The sequence below is a fragment of the Labilithrix luteola genome (assembly GCF_001263205.1).
In the GTDB taxonomy this organism is placed as follows: Bacteria; Myxococcota_A; Polyangia; order Polyangiales; family Polyangiaceae; genus Labilithrix; species Labilithrix luteola.
On sequence record NZ_CP012333.1, the window covers coordinates 4,277,068 to 4,301,535 of the forward strand.

Genomic DNA, 24,468 nt, shown 5'->3' on the forward strand with positions numbered 1-24,468 from the left:
GACCGAGCACCATGTGCCAGCTAGCCAGTCTCGGCTACTGTGCGGTCGTGCTCGTCACGATCCTCACCGTTCTGGAGCTGGTCTACATCGTCGGCCTGGGGACGTGGATCCTGCTCGAGAAGCGGTCGCCGGTCGCCACGCTCGCCTGGATCCTCGGGCTCATCGCGCTGCCGTACGTCGGATTCGTGCTGTTCTTCTTCCTCGGTCCGAGGCGTGTGGAGAAGAAAAGGCTGCGCTTCAAACGGGCGCGCGAGACGCAGGGAACGATCGAGGCGATCGCATGCCATCCCGACGATTGGGATCGCCGTGCGGCGCAGCTCGTGAAGTTGGCCGTGTCGGCTGGAGAGCCACCCGCGGAGCACTGCCGGGACGTTCGCATCTACGCCGACGCCGAGAGTACTTACGACGCGATCATCGAGGCGATTGGCAAAGCGACCCATCACGTTCACGTGGCCTATTACATCTTCGACCCTCGCCGCAGCGGAACGCGCCTACGCGACGCCCTCATCGAGCGTGCGAAGGCCGGCGTGATGGTCCGCCTGCTCGTCGACGACGTCGGATCCTCCGCCATCGGCAAGGCATTCGTCGCGCCCATGCTCGCGGCCGGCGTCAAATTCGCGCGCTTCAATCGGGTTCTCTTCTCGCGTGTTCGGAGCCGCATCGACTTTCGCAATCACCGCAAGATCGTCGTCTGCGACGGCACGGTGGGATTCGTCGGCGGCATCAACATTGCCGACGAGTACTTGCCCGAGCTGCCCGAAGGTGACTCGGCTGCGAAGCCCAGCGTGGCGCTCGGCTCGCAGGCCATTCGCGATCGATCGAACGAGCGAGAGCGGAGAAAGCGTGGTCATCTCGGTCCGTGGCGCGATACGCACATGCGCCTCGAAGGAGACGTGGTGCGCTGGCTGCAGCTCGTCTTCGCCGACGATTGGTTCTACGCCACCGGTTATGCCACGCACGGAAAGGTCTATTTCCCGGAGCCCACGCGAAAGGGAGACCACTTCGTGCAGATCGTCTCGTCCGGTCCGGATCGCGAGATCGAATCGATTCAAAAGCTCTATTTCGCAGCCATCGCCGGGGCGCGCGAACGCGTCTTCGTCACCACGCCGTACTTCATTCCCGACGAGGCCTCGCTGACCGCGCTGACGGCCACGGCGCTGCGTGGTGTCGACGTGCGTGTGCTCGTTCCGCGGAGGAGCGACTCGCTCGTGGTGACGGCCGCAGCGCGCTCGTACTACGACACGATTCTCAGGGCCGGCGTGAAGGTTTACGAATACCAGCCCACCATGATCCACGCGAAGACACTCGTGGTGGACGACTACTTCGCCGCGGTGGGAACCGCGAACTTCGACAATCGGAGCTTCCGGCTCAACTTCGAAGTGACCGGCGTGGTGTACGGCGAGAAGTACGCACAAGCGCTCGCCGACATGTTCTTTCGCGATCTGGAGGACGCCGTGGAGATCACGGCGGCGAAGCGAAAGAAGATCTCTCTCGGCTGGCGTTTGGGCGAGGCCGGCGCGCGCGTGCTTTCACCGCTTCTCTGAGCTCCACGGCTTGGCAATCGCCGGAACTTCGATAGGCGGCTTGTCGCGCGTGAGCACGTCGGCGACGGTGAGGCCGACGAGGATGAGCGACAGCAGGCAAGCTGCGGCGAGGGTCACGTGCACGGAGAGATGCGCCCGCACCAGCTCCATGAACACCATGGCCACCAGACCGGCCTTCATCCCGGCGATGGCGAGCGCGACGGGGAGCGACGCCGCGCCGAGGTGCACGTAGGACAGCCCGAAGCTGAGCGCCCAGAGCACCATGAGCGCAATGGCCGTTCGCCAGATGGCGCGGGTTCCGGATTCGTGCGTCATGCGAGGTAGAACACCGGCCAGAGGAAAATCCAGACGAGGTCGACGAGGTGCCAGTAGAGCGCTGCGGTTTCGAGGCGATGAGAGGAGCCTTCGGTGACCGTGCCGCGCCCCATGCCGATCCGCATCGCTGCCAGCACGCCCATGCCAATCGTGACGTGAATCGCGTGGAGCCCCGTCATCGTGAAATAGAGCGTCCAGAACTCGACATATCCGCGGGCCGTGTGGGTGACGAAGTACTCGCCCACGCCGCGCGGATAGATGCCCTCGTGGAAGTGCAGTCCGTATTCGGTGAACTTGATGACGAGGAAGACGAAGCCGAGTCCGATGGTGGCGAGCACCAGGCGTCCGGCGAGCTTCGTCTTGCCTTCGCGCAGCACGTGCACCGCGAAGGCGACGAGCGTGCTGCTCGTGAGAAGGACGGCTGTGTTGACCGAGCCGAGGACCTTGGTGTTGTGGAGAACGCTCTCACGGAAGGCGTGGGGGGAGTGGGCTCGATACGTGAAGACGATTGTGAAGAGAGCGGCGAAGAGCAGGACTTCGCTCGCGAGAAAGACCCACATGCCGAGACGGGAGGCATGCGCCTGCTGCTCGACGCTCTCGAAGTGGGCCTCGTGCTCGAAGGCGGGTTTCACGGCGCACGCTCCGGGGCGGCCTTTTCGTAGTCGTAGGCGCCCACGGTGAATACCGGCGACTCCTCGAAGTTGTGCGTCGGAGGAGGCGAGGCCGTGCGCCACTCGAAACATCGCGAGCCCCATGGATCGCCGTCGACCCTCGGCCCCCAACGGAGCGACCATGGCAGGTAGGTGGCCGGGCCGACGAGGCCCGCCGCGAGAATCCACGAGCCGACCGTGGAGATGATGTTGAGGACCTGGAACTCCGGGGGATAGTGGAAGTAGCGACGCGGCATTCCCGAATTCCCGAGAAGGAACTGGGGAAAGAACGTGACGAAGAATCCCGCGAAGACGAGCACCGCGCACATCATCCCGAGCCTCTCCGGATACATGCGGCCGCTCATCTTCGGGAACCAATAATGGAGTGCGGCCATGAACGCGGTGAGCGTTCCGCCGACCATGATGAAATGGAAATGGGCAACGACGAAGTAGGTGTCGTGCCAATGCACGTCGAGGCTCATCGCCGCCACCGCTACACCCGTCATGCCGCCGAAGACGAAGAGGAACAGGAAGGCGTAGACGAAGAGCAAAGGAGTCTTCGTGGCAATCGAGCCGCGCCGGAGCGTCCAGGTCCAGTTGAAGACCTTGATGGCGGAGAAGATGGCCACCAGCATCGAGAGAATGCCGAATGCGCCGGCGTCGAACGTGCTGATGCCGGCAACGAACATGTGGTGGCCCCAGGTGAGGAACCCCACGAAGGCGATGCCGAGCGACGAATAGGCAATGGCCTTGTACGAATAGGGAGCTTTCCGCGCGAACGTCGTGACGACCTCGCTCACCACCCCCATGGCCGGCAGAATCATGATGTAGACGGCCGGGTGCGAGTAGAACCAGAAGAGGTGCTGGTAGAGCACCGGATCGCCGCCGCGCGCCGGGTCGAACATTCCCCACGCGAATGCGTTGTCGAACACGACGAGGAGCAGCACGATGGCGAGCACGGGGGTGGCGAGGACTTGGATGATGCTCGTCGCGTAGATCGACCACACGAAGAGCGGCAGCTTCATCCAGGGCAGGCCCTTCGCGCGCATCGAGTGGGTGGTGACGATGAAGTTCAGGCCCGTCAAGATCGTCGAGAACCCGATGATGAACACCCCGAGCAAAGCCAGCGGCACGGCCGTGGGCGTCGTCGAGGAGTACGGCGCGTAGAACGTCCAGCCCGTGTCGATGCCCGAGACGAAGAGCGAGACGAGCACGAGCAGGGCGCCGGCCACGTAGATGTAGAAGCTCAGGAGGTTCAGACGCGGGAATGCCACGTCTTTGGCGCCGACCATGATGGGCAATAGGAAATTGCCGAACGTGCTCGGAATCGACGGAATCATGAAGAGCCAGACCATGACGACGCCGTGGAGCGTGAAGAACCGGTTGTAGGTCATCGCGGTCATCACGGTCTTGTTCGGCGTCAGGTGCTCGACGCGGATCCCCATGGCGAAGAAACCACCGAGCGCCAGGAAGGTGCAGACTGCACCTAGGTAGAGGAGACCGATGCGCTTGTGATCGGTCGTGAGAAGCCACGATCGAAGCGTCGTTGCCGCGCCGAGGTAGTCCGGGTGCCGTGTCCACGGTTTTTCCACGAAGGGCTGCGTCGTCATGGCGTGCTCGCGGCGTCGGCGCCCGCGTCTCGCGCGTGGACGTCGAGGGTTGGAAGGGTGACTTCGGGCGCGAGAGGGCCGTCGCGCAGCGAGACGATGAGCGCGACGAGCGCACCGGTTTCGCCGGCCGTGAGGAGGCCCTGGTAAGTGGGCATGACGGGCGTGTAGCCGGCAACGACGTCGGCTTGCGGCTCCATCATCGACTTGGTGAGATAGGCCTCGTCGGCGACCACGTGGCGACCGTCGGTCAGCGTGCGATCGGAGCCGAAGAGGTGGCTCCAGGTGGGACCGATGTGGCGCTGGCCGTCGAGCGTGTGGCAGGCCACGCACGCTCGACGCACGGCGACCTCCTTCCCGCGGGCAACGAGGTCGATGTCGTCACCGCACGAACCGGGGCCTTTTCCGCAATCCGCATGTCCGTCTTGATTCGGAGTCGTGGAGCGCAGCCATCGCATGTAATCGGCCTGGGAGAGCACCACGACCTCGCCACGCATCATCGAGTGGCTGATGCCGCAGTACTCGGCACACCAGATCGGGAAGGAGCCGGTCTCCTTGGCTTGGAACCACGTCACGACGGTTCGACCGGGAACCACGTCTCGCTTCGTTCGGAAGGCAGGCACGAAGAAGCTGTGGATGACGTCGCGCGACGTCATCACGAGCTTGATCGGGCGGCCGACAGGCACGGTGAGCGTATCGTTCGTCGACCGCCCGTCGGGATAAGTGAACTTCCACATCCACTGCTTGGCCTCGACGTAGACGATGTCCGCGTCTCTCGGGGGATCGGCCATGGCGACGTACTGCCGGAAGCCGATGACCCAGAAGAAGAGGAACGTGCCCCCGATCAAGACCGCGAAGACGCCTTCATGGCGTGCGGGCGCAGCGCCGAGGGCAGGCTGATCGGGCTTCTTCCGCCGGTAGCGCACGGTGAACCACGCCGCGGCGCCGAAGACGTAGAACGACACGAGCATCGTCAGCGAGATGACGACAAGGTGGAGGCCGTCGACGCCGTCGGCGACCGTCGACGCCCCGGGAGGCAGGCGAAGAAGCCAGCGGACGATGTCCATCAGCGGTCCTCCGGTGGGTGCTGGACGAGCATGTCCATGGCCTGCTCGATGGGGATGCCCGCGATCCCCGCGTCGCGGTCGACCCAGCGATAGTGCGAGAGCTGTTCGCGCTGCGTATTGCGCTCGGTGATGCCTCGTTCGGTGACGCTCAAGAGCGTGCGATCGACCTTGCCGATCGTCGGCGGGGCCACGGCGGGAAACGGTGGGCCCACGTCGCGCCCGCGGCTGTCGGCACGCAGCAGCACCTCGACGACGAAGAGCGAGCCGAGCAGCACCACCATGCTTCCCAGCGCGACGAGAAGGACCGGTCGTGGCGGGATGCGGTCGGGCTCCTGGTGGACGTCGAAGCTCATGGCGACCGGTACCGGAGCGACTCGCGAAGCTCGGCTTGCGTGGAAGCAGTGGGGATGACCCGTCGTTCAGCACCGAAACGATGCGCCCCGTACGCGAACGAGATCGCGCCGACGACGAGGAACGGAGCGAGGTCGAGGATGGTCAGATGCGGATCGATCGCCCCGATTCCGAGCCACGCGAAGTCGAGCGCCGTCATGAGGACGAGCCATCCGGCGAGCACGGCGAGCGACAGTGGGTGGCGTTTTGCACTTCGCGAAAGGAGCGCGAGGAACGGGAGGACGAAGCGTCCGAAGAGGAGGAGCGCATCGATCGCGCCGAAGGGGCCGTGTGCGCGACTCGTAAAGAAGGAGACCTCGCGCGGCAAGTCGGCAATCCAAATGAGCATGAATTGGAAGAAGCCGACGTATGCCCAGAGAATGACGGCCATCAGCATGAGGCGCCCGACGGCGTGCGTATGATCGGGCGCGAGCGTGGCATCGAGGTGTCCGCGGCGATCGGCGGCCCAGGCGAGCACCGCGAGAAGGGAGAGTGCGCCGAGGAAGCCGCTCGCGAAGACGTAGACCCCATACATGGTCGAGCTCCACCCGGGCTCGAGCGCCATGAGCCAGTCGAACGACGCGAAGGTCATCGTCAGCGCCAGGATCGGCAAGCTTGCGCCGCCTATGGCTCGTAGTCGCGCCTGCCCTTCCGGTGACTCGTCGGTCTCGGCGCGTCGCAGGACGATCGACATCACAACCCATACGACGAGATAGATGGCCGACCGCACGTAGAAGAACGTCGGCTGGTTCCACGAACGCTGATGCTCGAGCGCCTCTGCCATCACGGGCGAGAGCCCCTCCGGCTCGTTTGCCCATGGGTAGAGACGCCCGGCGCCGATGGCGATCGGCAAGAACAACAGCGCGAACAGGGGAATCGTCCCGATCATCGCACGCAGGAGCGGTGCCACGAGGAGCCACCATCGTGCGCCGGTCACGTAGAGCACCATCACGAGCACCATCGCTCCGAGGGCCGTCCACAGGCCGAAGGCGTATGCGCTCGTCCAAGCCAAGAGCGCGTGCCGCGTGTCTCGGATCAACCCGAGCGAGAAGCCGGCAACGCCGAGGCCCGCGAGCACGAGGGCGAGCAAGAAGGATTTGGTGCCGTTCTTCGTTTCGCGGCTCATCGCGTTTCCTCCGCGAGCGTTCGCTGTACGTCGGGCGGCAGATCCGAAGCCTTGGCACTCTGACTGAGCTTCAACGCGAGGATGTACGAGGCGACGGCCCACCGCTCTTCGCGATCGAGAAACTCCTTGTACGAAGGCATGAGACCGTAGCCGTGGGTTGCCACCGTGTAGAGGCGCGCGCGTGTGTGACGCTGGGCGAACAGTGATGGAGGCTTCCGCAGTTCCATCTTCGCGGCGATAGCGCTCCGCCCATCACCAGCGATCCCGTGGCACGTGGCGCAGGTAGTCTCGAATCGCTTGCGCCCGAGGTCGAGAAGCGCTCGCGTGATGGGGGGAGGGGGCGCCTCTTCGCTGTCCTCGGCGTCGGTCGAGACGGTGCCGTGCGGCGGAGTACGCATCACCATTCCGTTGTCGAATGCCGTCGTCGCCCCAAAGGCGTCTGCGCGGCGCTGCTCGAGCATGCGAGCGAGCGTCGGATCGGGCGTATGGAACGCCTGACGATTGTCGCAACCGACGAGCAGGAAGACGGCGAGGCCGAGCCATCGCGGCTTCATGGGGCCTCCGAAGGAGTGCGTCTCGAGATGGCTCGCACGGTCAGCGCGCCGAGGGGGACGAGGGCGCTTCGAACACGGTCGGCTTGTTCGTCGTCGATCGAGCCTGCGGCGCGTCGCGGGTCACCGACGGTGAGCCAGAAGCGATCGATCGTCGTACGCTCGAAGCCGGCGATGTCGAAGATCGGATCGTGCAGGCGTGGCATGCGTGAGCTGACGAGGACCGTGATGAACGACGCGAACGACGCGAAGAGCACGAGAGTCTCGAACACGATCGGCACGTGCGCAGGCAGCGAGTTGTATGGTCGACCGCCGACGTTGAGTGGATAGTCGACGGCGTTCGTCCACGAGAGGATGGAGTAGGCCAGCGTGGCGCCGGCGGCGCCCCCGAGGAACACCGCCTTGGGCACACGCGAGCGCCTCACTCCGAGGATGTCGTCGAGCTCCGGAACGGGAAACGGCGTGTAGGCGTCGAGCCCCACGAAGCCCAGCGAGCGAAGGTGCTCGGCTCCTGCGACAAGTGCATCGGGAGACTCGAACTCGGCGACGAGCATGTCAGCCACGGGCGCGCTCCTCCGTGTCGAGCTCGTGTTGCAGTGATTTGATTTCGGAGATCGGAATGAACGGAACGAAGCGGAGGAGCAAGAGGAACAGGAAGAGGAAGAACGCCATCGTGCCGAACAGAAGCGCGGCCTCGACGACGGTGGGCCAATAGTCGTGCCACGAGGATGGCAGGAAGTCCCTGCTCTCCGAGGTGATGATGAGCATGAGACGCTCGGCCCACATGCCGAGCTGGATGGCGAGCGAGAGGAGCCACAGCCCCAGTGGACTGAGGCGCAGCCTCTTGATCCAAAGAAACTGTGGTGCGAGGCAGTTGCACGCGATGACCGTCCAGTAGACGGCCGCGTACGTGCCGACTGGGCGCGCAACGAGGAACGTGTACTGGTCGTAACGGTCGCCCGAATACCAGGCGATGAACGTCTCGACGATGTAGCTGTAGAAGACCATCCAGCCCGTGGTCAGGAGCATCTTGCCGATCGCGTCGAGGTGCCTCGACGTGATGACGCGCTCGAGCCGATAGATGCGCCGCGCGGGGATCATGAGCGTCACGACCATCGCGAAGCCGGAGTAGATGGCGCCGGCGACGAAGTACGGGGGGAAGATCGTCGAGTGCCAGCCGGGCAGCATCGAAATCGCGAAGTCGCTGCTGACGATGCTGTGCACCGATACGACGAGCGGCGTGGCGAGACCGGCGAGCAAACCATATCCGATGCGCCAGCGATTCCAGTTGCGCGCCGAGCCGGACCAGCCGAGCGCGAAGACTGCGTAGACGCGGCGCCGCCAGAGCTCCGGTGCGCGGTCGCGCAGGGTGGCCAGATCGGGAATGAGCCCGAGGTACCAGAAGAGCAGCGAGACGGTGAAGTACGTGCTTACCGCGACGACGTCCCACGTGAGAGCGCTGCGGAACTGCGGCCAGACGGTCATGGTGCTCGGATACGGCGCGAGCCAATAGAAGAACCAGGGCCGTCCGAGGTGCAGCAGCGGAAAGAGCCCGGCCTGCATGACGGCGAAGAGCGTCATCGCCTCGGCGAAGCGGTTGATCGAGGCGCGCCATTTCTGCTCGAGGAGCAGCAAGAAGGCGGAGATGAACGTGCCCGCGTGGCCGATTCCGATCCACCAGACGAAGTTCGTGATGTCGAAGGCCCAGCCGACGGGAATGTTGTTGCCCCAGACGCCGATACCCGTCGTGACCGTGTAGGCGATGGCGCCGCCGAGAAGAAAGAAGGAGACGAGACCGGTGATGATCAGCGCGTGCCGCATCAAACGCGGCGGCTCGAGCACGGTCGCGAGAAGCTGATCGGTGAGCGGCGCGAGCGCTTTCCGCTCCTCGAATACGGGGAGCTCTTCGTCACGTGTGGTGGCGAGAGGCGTGGCCGTCATCGCTTGCCCTCTTCGAGCTCGGGGTTGTCGTTGATGATCTTCGCCAGATAACGAACACGCGGCACGGTGCCGAGCTCGTCGAGCACGGCGAAAGCGCGCTCGTTCCTATGGAGTTTGGCGACTTCGGATTCTCGATCGGCCACGTCGCCGAAGACGATCGCGCCCGTCGGACAGGCCTGCTGACAGGCTGTCTGGAGTGGCTTCCTCGGAGCATTCGGTTCGACGCGCTCGCTGATTTCGTATTCGCGAATGCGTTGCACGCAGAACGTGCACTTCTCCATCACGCCGCGTTCGCGCACGGTGACGTCGGGATTGTGGACGAGCTGCTCTTTCGGAGTCTCGGTGCGATGGAAGTCGAACCAGTTGAAGCGCCGTACCTTGTACGGGCAGTTGTTCGAACAGAACCGCGTGCCGACGCAGCGGTTGTAGACCATCTGGTTCAGTCCGTCTTCGCTGTGGACCGTCGCATTGACGGGGCACACGTATTCGCACGGCGCTTTTTCGCAATGCTGACAGAGCATCGGCTCCGTCACCATGCGCGGGAAATCGTGGCTGCCCACGGCATAGGCATCGATGCGCAGCCAGTGCATGGCGCGCCCGAGTCGAACGCCGTCGGCGCCCACGGTCGGAACGTTGTTCTCGGCCTGACAAGCGACCACGCAGGCGCTGCAACCCGTGCAGACGGCCAGGTCGACGGCCATGCCCCATTGCCGTTTGGCCGGCATGGTCGGTGGGTTGAAGATCGAAAGAGGTCTCTTCGGCTTCGACTCTTTCGATTTGGGCTCACGCGATGTCCACGCGCTGAGCGTGGCATGACGAGCGATGGATTCGTCACGCCCTTCGAGCCCTTGGTGGATCTGCGTGATTGGCAAAACGTGCCGTTCGCCCGTCTTGCGAACGGTGACGTCGGGAACGTGCCAGGCCTCGTCGGCCGGGCGTAGTTCGTAGGCATTGGCGCCAAGACCCGCGGAGAGCTCGGCGCCCGCGGTGCGTCCCCAGCCGAGCGACAAGCCGACGGTCCCCGTGGCTTGGCCAGGCACAACGAGCGCCGGCACGCGAACGGAGCGCTCACCGGCGCGAATCTCCACTTCGTCGCCGCTCGCCAGATCGAGTGCGGCCGCCGCCTCCACCGAGAGCGTGGCAGCGTTCGTCCACGTGAGCTTTCCGATCGGAGAAGGAAGCTCGAGGAGCCAGGCGTCGTTGGCGAAGCGACCGTCGTACGTGTGAGGATCGGTCGTCAGCACCAGGTCGAAGCCGTGCTCGACTTCGGGCGTGGGACGGTGGCGCTCGGCCCGCACGAACGACGACGCGAGCACGGTGCCGATCGTCGCGAGATCGGGAGACGAGAGATCGGTGACGACGTCGAATGCGCTTCCCTCTTCGAAACCTCGTCGCAGCGCCCTTCGAAAGCGAGCCGGGTCGTTCTTGAATCGTTCCCGTACGAGGTCGTAAGCGTTCGTCTGTTTACGTCCAGCGAGTACGGCGAGGACGTCGAGCACGCTGCGACCGCCGAAGAGCGGATCGACGAGGGGTTGGATGATCGACACCGTTCCGTCGAACGCTCGCGCGTCGCCCCAGCTCTCGAGCGGATGCGCTTCGGCGATGGTCGTGAGGCAGACCCTGGCCGTCTCGTCGTCGTAGAGTCCGACGTAGGCGCTATTTCGCGCGCGAGCGAGGATGGGAGCAATCGGGCGCTCGGCAGGCGATGCGTAGACCGCGTTCGCGCCGAGCACGATCACGGTGTCGGCGGCGCTGTTTTCCAGGGCGTCTGCGAGATGCCCATGACTCGGCTCGCCGGCCTCGATGATGGGGGAGGGGCCGAACGTCACTGTCGTGCCGACGTTTCCGAGCGCCGTATTGATGGCGTGGGCCATCGCGTGCACGACCGCGGGCTGCGTGTCGCCGGCGATGACGAGCGAGCGTCGACGATGGGCGAGCAGATCGCGAATGACCGCCTCGACCCAACGACGATGCGGCGCCGCGATCTCCGCGGCCTCCTGCGGGACCTTGCCCGAAGCGATCGCCGCGAACAGCATGGCCGCGAACGCCATGACTTCGCTGCGCCCGACACGGAGTCGGTGATCCGCGGAGGCGCCCGTCACGCTCAAGAGCGAGTCGACGGCATAGAGGCGATTCATGCCGTCTTCGTGGCGAGCGAGTCGTCGCCGATCGGCGAACTGTCGCGAGAGCCGGAGCTGCGCCGGGCCGTGCCCGAGAAAATCGGCGTCGAGAGCGACGATGACGTCAGCCGCGCGCAGGTCGAATCGCGGCTCGACGACCTTGCCGTAGGCGAGGCGCGCGCCTTGCCAGGCGTTGCGACGGGAGGCGGGCGCATGGAAGCTGATCGCCGCGTTCGGATATCGCTCGCGGATCTCTTTCAAGAGAATCGCCGCGGTCGGCGAAGAGGTCGGCGCCATCACGAGGTGAAGGCCTTTGCCGCCCATGGCCGTCCACGGTCCACTCGCGATCGCGGTCGCGACGTCTTGCCAGGTCGATGTGCTCCCGCCTTGTTTTACGGCCTGCGCGCGTGAGGGATCGTAGAGCGACAGCACGGAGGCCTGGTCGAACGCGCTCGATGCCCCAAGGCTCGCCGGGTGCTCCGGGTTGCCTTCGACCTTCGTGGGCCTGCCCTCGTGACTCTCGACGAGAACGCCCGTCGCGTAACCGTCGAGGACCGTCGCGCTCGCATACGAGGTCGGCTTGCCGGGGGTGACCTCCGGAGGTTGGACGACGTAGGGAACGATCTGTTCGCGAGGTGCGCGCGTGCAACCCGTGACACCCGCGAGGCCGAGCGCCGCGCTCATTCGGACGAGGAAGTCACGCCGCGCGATGGGATCGCGGGTCTCGTCGAGCATGCGCGCGAGTGCGGAAGCGCGGTGGCCGGTGTCGTGGCTCATCGATGGCACCCCGTGCAGTCGACGATGGACCGCACCCCTAGCTCTGCGCGGAGCCTAAGGCCGAGGACCTCCTGCGGCTCGTTCGGCGTCCACTCCATGTCCGTGATTCTGTCGAGCGGCCGGAGGTGCTCTTCCGGATGGCGGTGGCAATCGAGACACCACCGCATCGTGAGAGGAGCCACGGCGTAGACCTGGCCCATCTGATCGACGCGCCCATGGCAGCTCACGCAGCCCACGCCCTTGTTCACGTGGATCGAGTGGTTGAAGAAGACGAAGTCGGGCAACGTGTTGACGCGTTCCCAACGGATCGGTCGGTCTTCGAACCAACTGTCCCGCACCTTCGCGAGCTCGGGACTCGAGATCCAGATCTGCGTGTGGCACCCCATGCAGACCGAGGTGGCCGGAATCCCTGCGTTCGGCGTCTTGGTCGCGCCCCCATGGCAATAGAGGCAGTCGACGCCGTCGTCGCGAACGTGATGACGATGATCGAACTTGATGGGTTGAGCGACGGCTTCCTGCTCACCCGTCGCATACGGGGTTCGAGCCCACGCGATCATGCCTGCCGGCAAGGCAATGGCGCCCGTGCCGAGCAACGCGATCGCGGCCCAGTAAATCGAATTAGCCGATTCGGGGAACAGGTTCACGTCGAGCCGCCCACGCGCCCGCACGTTCCGTCGGCAGCCCGGCTCGCGAACGCCCGTGTCGCGATGCACCGAGCGCGCCACCGTGGCGACGACGAAGCGGACCGCGTAGCAGCGCGCTTTCGAACGTCGTTTCGCGCGAACGCGCGTGTGGCGAAACGGTACCTGTGCTCGCGCTTGTGGCGAGGACGTGACGCCCGCGATGCTCGCGGCGTGGTGGCATCACGCCGCTCTTCTCGTCACGTCGGGCGTCTGCTCAGAGCAGCTCGACGCCCTGCGCGACGAGCTCCAGTTTCGCGAGCGGGTGACCCATCTGGGCCTCCGCTTCGGCGCGGCAACCGGACTTACCCTTCTTGTCCGCAGGCGCGGGGGCAGCGCCGGCCTTCGGCTCCTCCTCGTCGGCGCATGCGCTGCCCGCGCCGGCCTTCTCGAGTGTGGCGAGGATGCGGGCCTTGCGCCCGGAGGCGGTCTTCGGAACGAAGAACGCGTGGCCCGCCATCTTGATGTGGGCCTCGCTCGCGTCGTCTTTGATCTCCATCCAGCAGCCCATGTGCTGACAGACCGCCGTGACGGTGCCGGTGGTCGCGAACGTCTTTCCGGTGAAGGCCTGCGGATCCTTCGCGACGTCGGCGAGAGCAACCTTCTGGGCGGACGATTCGATGGTCGTGCCCAGGCGCACAACGCCGTCGGCGCTGGACGCAGGCTTGGCGGCGGCAGCGCTGGAGGGCGCGGCGGTCGGGGGCGTCGACTCGGAGGGCGGCGGCGCGTTCTGCTTGCAGGCCGAAGCGAGGGTGGCGAACGCGAGGGCGGCGACCAGCGAAAGACGCATGGGCTCGATCTACCACTGGCGCGGGCCGGCGACGAATCGAAGGCGCCGTCTCAGGGCCGCCTCGTCACTCATGGATGAGTGACTTTCTCATGGCGGGTCCTGAACCTCATGCTAGGGGAGGCTCGATGCGCCCTTCGATTCTCCTGGCTTTGACGAGTCTCGGGGGAGCGGTCGCGATCGTGACGGCGTGTAGCTCGTCCGATGACGGCGCGCAGTCCCCCTCCGCCCCCTCCGCGGTCGACGGTGGTGGCACGCTCGGTGACGAGCAGAGCGCGACGGGCGATGGGGGCGGCGGCTTCGATGGGGCATCCACGCCGGCGTGCATCGTGGCGACCTTCGACGGCGAGCCGGCCGGTACACGTGACGTCGTCGACGGCACGGATCACGCGAGCGTGAAGGTGACCGGCGATGGATGCCTGCGCTCGTTCGAGATCACGAGCTCGGCTGTCCGTCGCGACGACGTTCCGACGAGCCCGCGCACGGTCGCCGAGACGGCCGACCGACCCTCGGTGCATACCGGCAGCGATCTCTTCGACGCGCTCTACCAGCTCGCACTCGACGAGGCGAAAGAGAACTCCGTCGCTTCGATTCAAGACGGTGCCTTCCGCAGCGGTGCGCCGCTCGCATGCAGCCCCGACGGTTGCTTCGAGACCGGCCGCAAGTGGACGTACGTGTGGACGCGCGACACGTCATACGCCATGAACCTCGGGCTTGCGTGGGTGGACGCACCGCGCGCCGCGAGCTCGCTCGACTTCAAGCTGTCGCCGCGTCGCGACGGGACCAACCTGCAGATTGTGCAGGATACAGGTACCGGCGGCAGCTATCCGGTCTCGAGCGATCGCGTCGTGTGGGCGCTCGGTGCGCGCGAGGTGCTTCGTCACCTCTCCGGGGACGCGCGAACCGCATTCCGTGACCGCGCCTGGTCGGCAATCAAGAATACGATTACGCACGATAGGGCGGTCGTCTTCGATCCGTCCGACGGCTTGTATCGAGGTGAACAGTCGTTTCTCGATTGGCGCGAGCAGACGTATCCGGGGTGGAGCAATCCGAACACCGTCACGATTGCAGAGAGCAAGTCGCTCTCCACGAACGTGACACACCTGATCATCCTCGAAACGGGGGTCGCGCTCGCGACCGAGGTGGGCGACACGGCGAGCGCCGCGGAGCTCCAGAGCCGAGCCGATGCACTGCGCACGGCCATCGCCTCGAAGTTCTGGCTCGAAGACGAACGACAGCTCTCGACCTTCTTGCCGACGACCCTGGATACGGCTCCAGCACGCCGCTTCGATCTTCTCGGAACTTCGCTCGCGGTCCTCGAGAACGTCTTACCGAGTGACGAGGCGCGTGCCGCGATTGCCAATTATCCGACGTTGCCCAAGGGCCCGCCCGTCATCTTCCCGCAGCAGCAGAACACGCCCATCTACCACAATCGCGCGATTTGGCCGTTCGTCACGGCTTATTGGATCAAGGCCGCGCGCAAGGTCGGTAACGGTGCGGCCTTCGAGAACGGCGTGGCATCGCTCCTCCGCGGCGCGGCGCTCAATCTCTCCAACATGGAGAACCTCGAGGTCGTCACCGGACAGCCCTGGGTCGACGACGGCCCGAACTCGGGGCCGCAGGTGAACTCGCAGCGCCAGCTGTGGAGCGTGGGCGGGTTCATTGGAACTGTGCATGGTGCACTCTTCGGCGTCGAAGCGACGGACAAGGGGCTGCGCGTCGCCCCCTTCGTCACGCATGGCCTGCGCTCGTCGCTCTTTCCGAATGCGACCTCCATTGCGCTGAACAACCTGCCGTTCCGAGGAAAGCGGGTCTCCGTCGTCGTGCGTCTCCCGACCGACTCGGGGAGCGCGGGGGCGTATTCGATCACGAAGGTCTCGTTGAACGGCGTTGCCGTCCAGGGCGAGATCGACGAGGCGTCGCTTGCGTCGCGCAACCTCGTCGAGGTCGAGCTCGGGGCACCGTCGAGCGCCGCACAATCGGTGAAGACGATTGCCGACGTGTCCGACTATCGCGTGCTCTTCGGCCCCAAGACGCCGTCGATCACGGGGCTCTCGGTGACCGGCAGCAAGGTCACGCTCGGTATCGACGTGGCGGGCGAGACCGGCGTTTCGATCGACGTCTACCGAGACGGCGTTCGCATCGCGAAGGATCTGTCCGGCGGAACGACGTCGTTCCAGGATCCCGACTCGAACGGTGAGTCGACCCCTGGCCACTGCTACGCGATCGACACGCGCTTCATCTCGAGCGGCACCTCCTCGCAGCACTCACCTGCCGCCTGTTTCTGGGGAACCGGCACGCCGCGCATCTCGACCCTCGGTGTGAACGACTTCACCGTCAGCGGCGGCAACAAGACGACAGCCTACGGCCGGACCTTCTACGAAGCATGGGGCGATCCCGGCCATCAACTCGCAGCCACTTTCACGGCCACCCGCAGCGGCGCGCACCTCGTGCAGGCCACCTACGGCAATGGTTCGGGGGCCATCAACACGGGCATCACGTGCGCGGTCAAACACGTCACCATCGAGGAGCTGCCCGGCGGCGGTGTCGTCGGCGAGGGATATATGATCATGCCCCAGCGCGGCGATTGGGCATCCTGGGGTGACTCGTCGTTCGTTCGTGCCGATCTCGTTGCCGGCAAGAGCTACCGTATCCGCCTCTCGCACGACGACCGCGCGGTGAACATGTCGGCGTTCTCGCATTTCGATACGTACACCGGCGGCACGGGCGGTTCGGCTGGACAGTTCTTCCGAGTGAATGTCGCCGAGCTCAAGGTCCTCGCCCTCGTGCCTTGAGGTCGGGTCTAAGGTCGACCTCGACCCGCCAGGCCGACGCCGAGCAGCGAGACGAAGGCTTCGGGGCGATCGCGATAGAGTCGCCAGAAGTTCCCCGCGACCTCGTCGGCGGTGAGGAAACCGGCGTTCCCGGTGTCGTACGCCGTGCCTTTGACGATGCCAGCCACGACCACCTCGCCGACGTACACGCCGTCTTGTCGAAGCTTGCGGGCGAGCAGGGTGACCACCTTGTGCTGGGCCGTCTTGGCGATCGCCGCGCCCATGAACGCCTCGTCGACCGCCATCGCGTCGAGCTTCGGATCGTGCAGTCCAACCGCGCCGTTCGTGACGAGCACAGCTCCGTCGCCTTGTGTCTTCAGATCGGGCAGGGCGGCTTGCACGGTGGCGACGAGACTGGTGACGCTCACGTCGAGCGCGGTTCGCAACTCGAAGGGATCGGCGAGCATCACGTCTCCTGCGCCGCTTGCCGGAGCGTTCCAGTGGACCACCGCTACGGACCCGAGCTCGTCCCTTACGCGAGCCACGAGCGCAGGCATGGCACTCGGATCGGCAAGGTCGGCCGGGAAGCCTCTCGCCGCCAGCCCTTTCTCTTCGAAGGACCGCGCCGCCGTCTCGAGCTTCTCTCGGTTGCGACCGACCAGCGCCACTGCGAAGCCCTCGGCACCGAACCGCCGTGCGACGGCATTCGAGATGCCAGGCCCGTACCCGCACACCAGAATCGTCTTCGGCACTCTCGTCTGATGCTACGGCGCCGCACCGGTTGCTCCGGCCGGCGTGCACATTCTGCACGTTCTGCACGGCGGCGCAGGCCGTGCGCGAGTCGGAGGACGATCTCGCGAAGTTCTGCGCGATCCGAATGGAACGCAGCTTGCTGAGCTACTGGCATGAGCAAACCCATTCCGCCGGTGCAGAAGTACATGACGACGAGTCCGCTCTCGATCGGTGTCGAACAGACGCTCGCCAAGGCTCACTCGATGATGCGCGAGCACGCGATTCGGCATCTTCCGGTTCTGCACGGTGGACGGCTCGTGGGCATCCTCACGGACCGCGATCTCCACCTCGTCGAGACCCTCAAGGACGTCGACCCGACGAAGACGGTGGTGGAAGACGCGATGTCCGCCGTCGTTCACAGCGTTGGACCCGACGCTCCGCTCGACGAAGTCGTGTCGACGATGGCCGAGCACAAGTACGGGTCGGTCGTCGTCATGCAGAACGGAAAGGTGGTCGGGATTTTGACGACCGTCGACGTGTGCCGGGCGCTCGCGGAGCTGCTCCACTCCCGCTTGGCCAAGTGACGTCATCACGACGAAGGAAGGAGACGTAGTCATGACCAATCAGCAAACTGCTTCATCGCGTGTCGTCATCCTCGCTGCCGTCGACGAGACGGAGAATGCCAACGACGTCGTGCGAACCGCATCGATGTTGGCGCGCACGCTCGCGGGCGCCGAGGTTCACTTGGCACACGTGATCTTCGCCCCTGCATCCCTCGAGACCGAGGCTTCGCTCGCCCGCACCGACCTCGTCGAAGGAGCGCGGTCGATGCTCGACCGTAACGTTGCCGAAGCGCGGAAGTACTTCGACGGGCGCATCGTCGGTCATCTCGCCGTCGGAGGTCCCCAGCGTGAGATCCTCCAGCTCGCCTCGTCACTCGTGGCGGACGTCGTGGTGGTCGGAGGATCGCGCAAGGGAAAGCTCGAACGCTTCGTGCTCGGCTCCGTGAGCGAGCAGATCGTTCGCAAGGCGTCGTGCGCCGTTCTCGTGGCGCGTCCGAAGGACTACGCGAACGTCGTTCCGGAGATCGAACCGCCGTGCCCGGCGTGCGAAGAGGTTCAACGAGCGAGCAACGGCACCGCTCTGTGGTGTGCCGCGCATCGTCACACGACCGAGCACGCGCACGGCCGGCTGCACTACGAGTTCCCGCCGTCGTTCGGGCTCGGCTCCATGCTCATCCGTCCCGACAAATGAGCGTCGAGCCGCCCTACGCGAGGTAGACCCGGCCGGACTGAACAAGCAAGTTGTTCGGCCGGGACGTGCTTCTGGTGCGCGACGGAGACTACTGCGCCAGGAAGATCGCCGCTTCGCCTGCTCCGAGCGTGATCGCGAGGTCGCCTTGGCCGTTCATCGTGGCGCTGCCGATGCCGAGCGCAGAGGACCACGACGTCACGCCAGTGAGCGTGAGAAGGGCGGTCGAGACCGTACGATTCACGCTTCCGCCGCGATTGACGGCGACGACGGCGATCTCTTTCGGGCCCGACTGGTAGGCATAGACCCAGAAGTCGGCATCGGTGCCGAGCAGCGTGACCCGATTGCCGCGACGAAGTGCGCGCGATGCGAGCCGTGTGGCGCCGAGCTTGCGGGTCCAGTCTCGGAGCGCAGTCTGCGCATTGGTGAGCGGGGCGACGCTCCCACCGGGCCGGGCCATCTGCAGATCCGCGAGCTCGGTCTCGGCGAAGCGCATGTCGCGTCGCATGTCGGGATCGTTGCCTCCCGGCATGCCGATCTCGTCGCCCGTGTAGAGATACGGAACGCCCGGCATGGAATAGAGAACCGTGAGCGCGCGCGCGAGCCGCTTGTACACCTCGGGATCGTCGTAGACGGCGGGCGGAAGCTGATCGCCGCGGCAGCCGCTCGCCCAGGCGCATCCGAGCTTGCCGTCGCGCGCGGCAATGCTCGCGATGCGCGGATTGTCGTGTCCGTTCAAGAAGCGGACGTTGCGATTGCCCGCCTTGTAGCGCGTCAGCGACTTCTGGATTTGCTGCTCGACTTCATTGAGTGGCCGCGTGCCGTCGACGAGGCCATCGGCCATGTTGTGGCGGGTGGGGAAGTCGAACTGGCCGTCGAGCGCGGTCGGGCCGGTGTAGGCGTTGATCCAGTCGAAGCCGTCGGTGAAGGTCTCGCCGAAGAACGTGCCGTTGTCGGGCTCACCCACGGCGATTTCGCCGACCATGAAGATGCGCGCGCCGCCCTGTTCGAAGCGGCGCGCGAGCTCCGCGCGCATGTCGTAGACGCTGTTGGCCTCGACGTGTTTGACGGCGTCGACGCGGAATCCGTCGAGATCGTATTCGGCAATCCAATTCACCGCGTCGGCAATGAACTGGTCTTCCGCGTCCATCTTCGTCCAATCGATGTCCGGCAAATAGGGCTGGAACATGCAATCGAACGGGCGCTGGCTCCAGCCGCATCCGTCGTCACCGCATTTGCAGATGCGGCGGAACCAATCGCCGTGGGCTCCGACGTATTCGTGATCTTCGTGGACCTGGTTGTTGATGAGGTCGAGAAGAACGCGAATGCCGCGTTTGTGGGCTTCGTCGACGAACGCGTGAAGCTCGGTGCCTCCGCCGAAGCGGGGTTCGACCTCGCGCGCCTTGATCGGCCAGTACCCGTGATAGGCGCTGAAGACCTGGTTGCCGTCGCCAACCTGCGATTTGCTCGTTTGAGCGTTGGTGGGGGAGAGCCAGATCGTGCGGACACCGAGCTTCTCGAAATAGCCGCTCTCGAGGACCTTACGCGCGCCTTGCAGGTCGCCGCCGTGCCAGTTGGCATCGTATTCGACGCCGGTACCCACCGGCGCATCGTTCGCTTTGTCGCCGTTGGCGAAGCGATCGATCATGAACATGTAGAGAATGCCATCCTGGTAATCGAAGGGTTCGTCTTCGATCCAGAAGGGCAGGTCGATCGGGTCGGCCTCGCGATTCTTGCCGTCCGTCGCGTGGAGGCTCAGCGTGTGCTTGCCCTTGGAGAGGCCCGTGAACGCGAAGGCGATCGTGCCCGACGCAGAGGCGGTGAACGTTCCATCGGTGATGGCGGAGTGATCGAGGCTTGCCGTCACGTGATTCGGGGCTTCGCCGTCGTCGGCCGCCTTCACCGTGATGAGGACGCTGGCCTTGCCCGAAGCGTCGGCGGAGACCTTTGCCGAGACGAGCTCGGGGCCGGCTGCGCACGAGGGGAGCTTCAGCGCCGAGTTCATCTGCCCGTCGACGATCTTTCGATATCGCCCGGCGGGATCGAGCTTCCACTGCCCATCGACGATGAGCTTGTAGGCATAGAGCTGCCCGGCGCTGAGTGCCGGGCCTGGCGTGAGCGTGATGGAGTATCCGCTGCCTGTCTTGTTCAGCGGCAGCGCGCCGTTCTGCCAGGAGGTGAACTCGCCGGCGAGCTTCACGTCGCTCGCGGAGCCGTCGAAGGTCAGCGTGAGCGTACAATCGCGCCTGCCGAACGTGGTGCCCTCCGGGAACGTGATGTCCGTGCTCGGCGGAAGAGGCGTTGACGCGTCATCGCCCAGGCCACCTTCGGCATGCGGAGAGCCGGGCGTGTTGGCGCCGTAGGTGTCACCGTTGGGTCCGCTCGGCCCATCCGACGAGCAGGCGGCAATGGTGCTCGCGGCGAACATCACGAACGTCGCGCAGGTCACGAGGCTCACGGCCAGGACGGGAAGCGAAGAGACGGCAGCTCGTGACATGGGCGAGACCTCGCGAAGGGACGGAGGCGTACCTCACGCTAGAGTGACGAGCAAGGTGGCCCGGACCACGCAGGCGCGAGTGAGACGAACGCGCGCGAGCGGGCAGCAAAGGCTCCGAGCTCGTGAGACGAATTGGTAACGCATCGATGAGTTACTTTTGGCGGGACGGCCCCATGGACCCGTGCTACGGCCTCGAACCCCGTGCGTTGCTGGTCGCTGTTCGCCGTCTCGGTTCTCGCCGCCATGGCGGTCTTCGCCGCGTCTTCGCCGGCGGCCGCGCAGGGCGTATCGCCGCCCGTCGTTCCGCCTCCGCCGCCGCCCTCGGTGTCCGGGCCGGCACCGGCGGCTGATCCTCCATCGGCTGCCCAACCGGGCATCAAGGCGCCGGATGCGCCAGTCACGTCCGACACGAGCGCGCCGTCGATCCCCGGCGCCGGAAACCCCGCTGCCTTCCGCGGTAACGAAGCGGCCAAGCCCGTCGTCGCCGAGCCCGCACCCGGTCACGAAGGACACTTCGAATTCGGATCGTACGGCCGCGTGTGGGCGGCGACGGACCTGCGCGGCGGAACCGGCAGGGGAACCAACGTCGTCGCGTTCGGTCCTCGCATCGTCGACGAAGGCAGCTACGCCGAGCTCGAGCTCCGTCGTGAGGACAAGTGGAACGAGCGCATCTCGGGCCGCGTGGTCGCGACGCTCGCCCTGTTTCCTCCCTTCTTCCATTTCAATGGGAAGATCGATCAGGCGATCGGCGTCCGTAATCTCTACGCGCAGGGGACCTACGACAAGATCACGATGTGGGCCGGCTCGCGGATGTACCGCGGCGACGACATCTATCTCCTCAACTGGTGGCCCCTCGACAACCAGAACACGGTCGGCGGCGGCATCGGCGGTCCGGTCTACAAAAGCCAGGGGCCGGGCACGCGCTACGAGACGATTCTCCAGGGCCACTTCGGCCAGCAGCGCCTCGACAACCCGTACCAGTACCAGCAGATCCCGGTGGTCGCGCGCTACGGCTTCGGTACCACCGACGTCACCAAGCTCGATCGCCCGCGTACGATCGAAACCCTGAAGCTCACGCAGTTCGTTCGCCCCGGCGTCGGCAATGCCGGCTTCAAGGCGGTTCTTTACGGTGAGCTGCACCAGATCGGCGCGGGCACGTATCGCGACACGCTCACCAGCACCGATCGCGGTTTGCCGAGCGACTTCGGCTTCCTCGTCGGCTCTCAGCTCACGTATTTCACGGGCGAACGCGATACGTACGTCTCGCTCGTCCTGCGCTACGCGAACGCGCTCGCGGCCTACGATCCACTCTCGGTGCCCATCACCTTCGCGCTCGATCGCACGACCACCGGTGCGAGCGAGACGCAGGTCGCGCTCTCGGGCAACTGGGAGAACGATGCCGTGGGCGTCACCGGCGCCGCGTACATGCGCTTCTTCCGCGATCCGAGTCCTGCCGAGACGTCGACGCAGAAATACGACGAAGGCGCCGTGGTCATTCGCCCGAGCGTCTTTCTCGGCGAGAACTTCGGTATCTCGATCGAAGGCAGCTACCAGCAGCGACGTATCGCGATCGCCCAGTCCGACGACAACGGCCCGCTCACCGCGTCCGTCTTCAAAGCCGGAATCATGCCGTACTTCTCGCCCTCCGGACGCGGCACGTTCAAGCGCCCGCAAATCCGATTGCTCTACAACGCGAGCTTCCGTAACTCCGGCGCCCGCGCCCTCTACCCGGTCGAAGACGTGTTCTCGCAGCGCAGCGTCGAGCACTTCCTCGGTATCGGCGCCGAGTGGTGGTTCAACTCGAGCTCGTATCCGTGAGGTCGCCGATGAAGACGAGCCAATCCAAGATCGCCTTCGCTTTGCTCGTGGCCGCGGCCTGCGCGGTGCCCGAGGTCGGCTGCGTGTCGATTCCGGAGGAAGGTCAGAAACCGGTTCTCGCGACGCACGTGCAAGACTGGCGCGACGAGGTCATCTACCAGGTGCTCGTCGATCGTTTTGCCAACGGCGATCACGACAACGATTACCAAGTTCGTCCGGGATATCTCGCCCGCTTCCAGGGTGGTGACTGGAAGGGCCTCACCGACCACCTCGACTACATCCAGGCGCTCGGCGTCACCACGCTCTGGATTTCCCCCGTCGTGAAGAACGTCGAGACGGACGCCGACGTCGACTCGTACCACGGCTACTGGGCGCAGGATCTGACCCAGACGAATCCTCACTTCGGTGATCTGGCGGCCCTCCGCACGCTTACCGCCGAGGCGCACAAGAAGAGCATCAAGGTGGTGCTCGACATCGTCACGAACCACATGGGGCAGGTGTTCTTCTACGACACCAATCTCAATGGCCATCCCGATATCTACATCGGTGGAAGCGGCGCCCTGCCGGTCGTGAGCTCGCGCTCGGACATGTCGCGCATCACCGAATACGATCCCGATTGGGATCCGCTCGGTGTCCAGGCGTTCACGTCGCTCGGCCCTGCCGGGCGTGCGCCGATCATCTTCATCCAGGATCCGAGCATCAACCGCGTGCCTCCGCCGGGAATCCTCGGCACCGCGCGCGCCTATCACGGATACGGACGTATCCTGAATTACGACGACGACAAGCAGCGCGAGCTCGGTGATTTTCCGGGCGGCCTGAAAGACGTCGCCACCGAGATCCCCGAGGTGCGCGCCGAGCTCATCGACCTCTATACGAAGTGGGTCGAGACGTCGGACCTCGACGGCTTCCGCATCGACACGGTCAAACACGTCGAGCACGACTTCTGGACCCAATTCGGAACTTCGGTTCGCAAGCGCCTCGCGTCGCAGGGGAAGAACAACTTCCTCATGTTCGGCGAAGCCTTCGACGGCAACGATCAGCTGCTCGGGAGCTACACCCAGGAAGGGATGCTCGACAGCGTCTTTTACTTCTCGCAGCACTACCAGGTGTTCCGCGACGTCTTCGTCAACGCGCACGATCCGGCGCAGCAGAAGGGCACGGAGCAAATCCAACGTCTCTGGGCGAATCGACGCGTGAACTACCGCACCGAGCCTCAGCCCGGCGGCATCGGCATCGCCCCGGCGAAGTCGCTCGTGAACTTCATGGACAACCATGACGTCGCGCGCTTCCTCTTCTCGGCGGGCGGCGACAAGGACGCGCTTCGTAACGCACTCGTTCTCCTCATGACCGAAGAGGGGATTCCCTGTCTGTATTACGGCACCGAGCAGGACTTCGCCGGCGGCAACGATCCCGCCAATCGTGAAGTTCTCTGGAATACCAACTTCGATACGAGCGGCGATACGTTCCGCCACGTCTCGAAGCTCGCGCGTATCAAGCGTACCTACAAGGCGCTCTCGCGCGGCGACACGAACGTCGTATGGTCGACGGCGCACGTGGGCGACGAAGAAGATGCTGGCATGTTCGCCTACGAGCGCACCGGGGGTGACGCGCCCGATGGCGAATACGCGCTCGTGGTCATGAACACCAACGGCCACAAGCCGAGCTCGACCTCCAACGGGGCCAGCGTGATGAAGACCACGCGCGGCGGAGGAGAGAAGCTCGTCGACGTGCTGGACCCGCAGCTCGCGAGCTACGACGTCGAAGCCGACGGCACGCTTCGCGTGGAGGTTCCCGCGCAGCGCTCGATGATCCTCGTGCCGAGTGGCAACGTGAAGCCCTGA

20 protein-coding genes are annotated in these 24,468 nt (G+C 65.2%); 6 read left to right on the forward strand and 14 right to left on the reverse strand.

The window, feature by feature from the left end:
• Positions 1–11: 11 nt before the first annotated feature.
• Positions 12–1,544: a phospholipase D-like domain-containing protein gene (locus tag AKJ09_RS19065; RefSeq protein WP_146648628.1), complete on the forward strand. Its 1,533-nt coding sequence runs from the start codon at positions 12–14 to the stop codon at positions 1,542–1,544.
• On the opposite strand, the gene AKJ09_RS19070 is transcribed toward AKJ09_RS19065, so the two are convergent.
• The 12 genes from AKJ09_RS19070 to AKJ09_RS19125 all read right to left on the reverse strand — a co-directional run bounded on the left by AKJ09_RS19070 (position 1,530) and on the right by AKJ09_RS19125 (position 13,558).
• Complete coding sequence (locus tag AKJ09_RS19070) at positions 1,530–1,859, reverse strand: cytochrome C oxidase subunit IV family protein (RefSeq protein WP_146648629.1); 330 nt, start codon at positions 1,857–1,859, stop codon at positions 1,530–1,532. The genes AKJ09_RS19065 and AKJ09_RS19070 overlap by 15 nt on opposite strands.
• Positions 1,856–2,491, reverse strand: a complete 636-nt coding sequence (locus tag AKJ09_RS19075; RefSeq protein ID WP_240488521.1) for a cytochrome c oxidase subunit 3 — start codon at positions 2,489–2,491, stop codon at positions 1,856–1,858. The genes AKJ09_RS19070 and AKJ09_RS19075 overlap by 4 nt, the downstream gene beginning before the upstream one ends.
• Entirely contained in the window at positions 2,488–4,119 is a 1,632-nt protein-coding gene (locus AKJ09_RS19080; protein ID WP_146648631.1) for a cytochrome c oxidase subunit I, read from the reverse strand. The genes AKJ09_RS19075 and AKJ09_RS19080 overlap by 4 nt, the downstream gene beginning before the upstream one ends.
• Positions 4,116–5,183: a cytochrome c oxidase subunit II gene (coxB, locus tag AKJ09_RS19085; RefSeq protein ID WP_146648632.1), complete on the reverse strand. Its 1,068-nt coding sequence runs from the start codon at positions 5,181–5,183 to the stop codon at positions 4,116–4,118. Before coxB ends, AKJ09_RS19080 begins: the two co-directional genes overlap by 4 nt.
• On the reverse strand, positions 5,183–5,536 hold the full coding sequence (locus AKJ09_RS19090) for a hypothetical protein (protein ID WP_146648633.1): 354 nt from the start codon (positions 5,534–5,536) through the stop codon (positions 5,183–5,185). Before AKJ09_RS19090 ends, coxB begins: the two co-directional genes overlap by 1 nt.
• Positions 5,533–6,699, reverse strand: coding sequence for a hypothetical protein (locus AKJ09_RS19095; protein WP_146648634.1), 1,167 nt, complete (start codon positions 6,697–6,699; stop codon positions 5,533–5,535). Before AKJ09_RS19095 ends, AKJ09_RS19090 begins: the two co-directional genes overlap by 4 nt.
• Entirely contained in the window at positions 6,696–7,253 is a 558-nt protein-coding gene (locus tag AKJ09_RS19100; protein ID WP_146648635.1) for a c-type cytochrome, read from the reverse strand. The genes AKJ09_RS19095 and AKJ09_RS19100 overlap by 4 nt, the downstream gene beginning before the upstream one ends.
• Positions 7,250–7,804: a DUF3341 domain-containing protein gene (locus tag AKJ09_RS19105; RefSeq protein WP_240488954.1), complete on the reverse strand. Its 555-nt coding sequence runs from the start codon at positions 7,802–7,804 to the stop codon at positions 7,250–7,252. The genes AKJ09_RS19100 and AKJ09_RS19105 overlap by 4 nt, the downstream gene beginning before the upstream one ends.
• Before the next feature lies 1 nt (position 7,805).
• On the reverse strand, positions 7,806–9,191 hold the full coding sequence (nrfD, locus tag AKJ09_RS19110; protein WP_146648637.1) for an NrfD/PsrC family molybdoenzyme membrane anchor subunit: 1,386 nt from the start codon (positions 9,189–9,191) through the stop codon (positions 7,806–7,808).
• Entirely contained in the window at positions 9,188–12,088 is a 2,901-nt protein-coding gene (locus AKJ09_RS19115) for a 4Fe-4S dicluster domain-containing protein (RefSeq protein ID WP_146648638.1), read from the reverse strand. The genes nrfD and AKJ09_RS19115 overlap by 4 nt, the downstream gene beginning before the upstream one ends.
• Entirely contained in the window at positions 12,085–12,813 is a 729-nt protein-coding gene (locus tag AKJ09_RS19120; protein ID WP_275936633.1) for a cytochrome c3 family protein, read from the reverse strand. The genes AKJ09_RS19115 and AKJ09_RS19120 overlap by 4 nt, the downstream gene beginning before the upstream one ends.
• Positions 12,814–12,985: 172 nt before the next feature.
• Complete coding sequence (locus AKJ09_RS19125; RefSeq protein WP_146648639.1) at positions 12,986–13,558, reverse strand: DUF4920 domain-containing protein; 573 nt, start codon at positions 13,556–13,558, stop codon at positions 12,986–12,988.
• A 125-nt stretch (positions 13,559–13,683) separates the two neighbouring features.
• Here AKJ09_RS19125 and AKJ09_RS19130 point away from each other — a divergent pair, with 125 nt between their 5' ends.
• On the forward strand, positions 13,684–16,350 hold the full coding sequence (locus tag AKJ09_RS19130) for a glucosidase family protein (protein ID WP_146648640.1): 2,667 nt from the start codon (positions 13,684–13,686) through the stop codon (positions 16,348–16,350).
• Positions 16,351–16,358: 8 nt separating this feature from the next.
• On the opposite strand, the gene AKJ09_RS19135 is transcribed toward AKJ09_RS19130, so the two are convergent.
• Positions 16,359–17,081, reverse strand: coding sequence for an SDR family NAD(P)-dependent oxidoreductase (locus tag AKJ09_RS19135; RefSeq protein ID WP_146648641.1), 723 nt, complete (start codon positions 17,079–17,081; stop codon positions 16,359–16,361).
• Positions 17,082–17,234: 153 nt separating this feature from the next.
• Between AKJ09_RS19135 and AKJ09_RS19140 the strand changes: the two genes are divergently transcribed.
• Together AKJ09_RS19140 and AKJ09_RS19145 are read left to right on the forward strand one after the other, a co-directional pair.
• Positions 17,235–17,645, forward strand: coding sequence for a CBS domain-containing protein (locus AKJ09_RS19140; protein WP_240488522.1), 411 nt, complete (start codon positions 17,235–17,237; stop codon positions 17,643–17,645).
• A 31-nt stretch (positions 17,646–17,676) separates the two neighbouring features.
• Positions 17,677–18,315 carry a universal stress protein gene (locus AKJ09_RS19145; RefSeq protein WP_146648642.1) on the forward strand — a complete coding sequence of 213 codons (639 nt, stop codon included), beginning with the start codon at positions 17,677–17,679 and terminating at the stop codon, positions 18,313–18,315.
• A gap of 88 nt (positions 18,316–18,403) precedes the next feature.
• Here AKJ09_RS19145 and AKJ09_RS19150 read toward each other — a convergent pair whose 3' ends face one another.
• Positions 18,404–20,809 carry an alpha-amylase family glycosyl hydrolase gene (locus AKJ09_RS19150; protein WP_146648643.1) on the reverse strand — a complete coding sequence of 802 codons (2,406 nt, stop codon included), beginning with the start codon at positions 20,807–20,809 and terminating at the stop codon, positions 18,404–18,406.
• Positions 20,810–21,010: 201 nt separating this feature from the next.
• Between AKJ09_RS19150 and AKJ09_RS19155 the strand changes: the two genes are divergently transcribed.
• Together AKJ09_RS19155 and AKJ09_RS19160 are read left to right on the forward strand one after the other, a co-directional pair.
• Positions 21,011–22,627 carry a carbohydrate porin gene (locus tag AKJ09_RS19155; RefSeq protein ID WP_146648644.1) on the forward strand — a complete coding sequence of 539 codons (1,617 nt, stop codon included), beginning with the start codon at positions 21,011–21,013 and terminating at the stop codon, positions 22,625–22,627.
• Between the two features lie 8 nt (positions 22,628–22,635).
• The gene (locus AKJ09_RS19160) at positions 22,636–24,468 is read left to right on the forward strand and encodes an alpha-amylase family glycosyl hydrolase (protein WP_146648645.1); all 1,833 of its coding nucleotides are present in this window, start codon (positions 22,636–22,638) and stop codon (positions 24,466–24,468) included.

Excerpts from the sequence above, each read along its gene's own strand:
- AKJ09_RS19065 (WP_146648628.1), top strand. The coding sequence starts at position 12 with ATGTGCCAGCTAGCCAGTCTCGGCTACTGTGCGGTCGTGCTCGTCACG.
- AKJ09_RS19095 (WP_146648634.1), bottom strand. The coding sequence starts at position 6,699 with ATGAGCCGCGAAACGAAGAACGGCACCAAATCCTTCTTGCTCGCCCTC.
- AKJ09_RS19105 (WP_240488954.1), bottom strand. The coding sequence starts at position 7,804 with ATGCTCGTCGCCGAGTTCGAGTCTCCCGATGCACTTGTCGCAGGAGCC.
- AKJ09_RS19145 (WP_146648642.1), top strand. The coding sequence starts at position 17,677 with ATGACCAATCAGCAAACTGCTTCATCGCGTGTCGTCATCCTCGCTGCC.
- AKJ09_RS19080 (WP_146648631.1), bottom strand. The coding sequence starts at position 4,119 with ATGACGACGCAGCCCTTCGTGGAAAAACCGTGGACACGGCACCCGGAC.
- AKJ09_RS19160 (WP_146648645.1), top strand. The coding sequence starts at position 22,636 with ATGAAGACGAGCCAATCCAAGATCGCCTTCGCTTTGCTCGTGGCCGCG.
- AKJ09_RS19100 (WP_146648635.1), bottom strand. The coding sequence starts at position 7,253 with ATGAAGCCGCGATGGCTCGGCCTCGCCGTCTTCCTGCTCGTCGGTTGC.
- AKJ09_RS19125 (WP_146648639.1), bottom strand. The coding sequence starts at position 13,558 with ATGCGTCTTTCGCTGGTCGCCGCCCTCGCGTTCGCCACCCTCGCTTCG.
- AKJ09_RS19115 (WP_146648638.1), bottom strand. The coding sequence starts at position 12,088 with ATGAGCCACGACACCGGCCACCGCGCTTCCGCACTCGCGCGCATGCTC.
- AKJ09_RS19090 (WP_146648633.1), bottom strand. The coding sequence starts at position 5,536 with ATGAGCTTCGACGTCCACCAGGAGCCCGACCGCATCCCGCCACGACCG.
- AKJ09_RS19070 (WP_146648629.1), bottom strand. The coding sequence starts at position 1,859 with ATGACGCACGAATCCGGAACCCGCGCCATCTGGCGAACGGCCATTGCG.
- coxB (WP_146648632.1), bottom strand. The coding sequence starts at position 5,183 with ATGGACATCGTCCGCTGGCTTCTTCGCCTGCCTCCCGGGGCGTCGACG.
- AKJ09_RS19150 (WP_146648643.1), bottom strand. The coding sequence starts at position 20,809 with ATGTCACGAGCTGCCGTCTCTTCGCTTCCCGTCCTGGCCGTGAGCCTC.
- AKJ09_RS19140 (WP_240488522.1), top strand. The coding sequence starts at position 17,235 with ATGAGCAAACCCATTCCGCCGGTGCAGAAGTACATGACGACGAGTCCG.
- nrfD (WP_146648637.1), bottom strand. The coding sequence starts at position 9,191 with ATGACGGCCACGCCTCTCGCCACCACACGTGACGAAGAGCTCCCCGTA.
- AKJ09_RS19130 (WP_146648640.1), top strand. The coding sequence starts at position 13,684 with ATGCGCCCTTCGATTCTCCTGGCTTTGACGAGTCTCGGGGGAGCGGTC.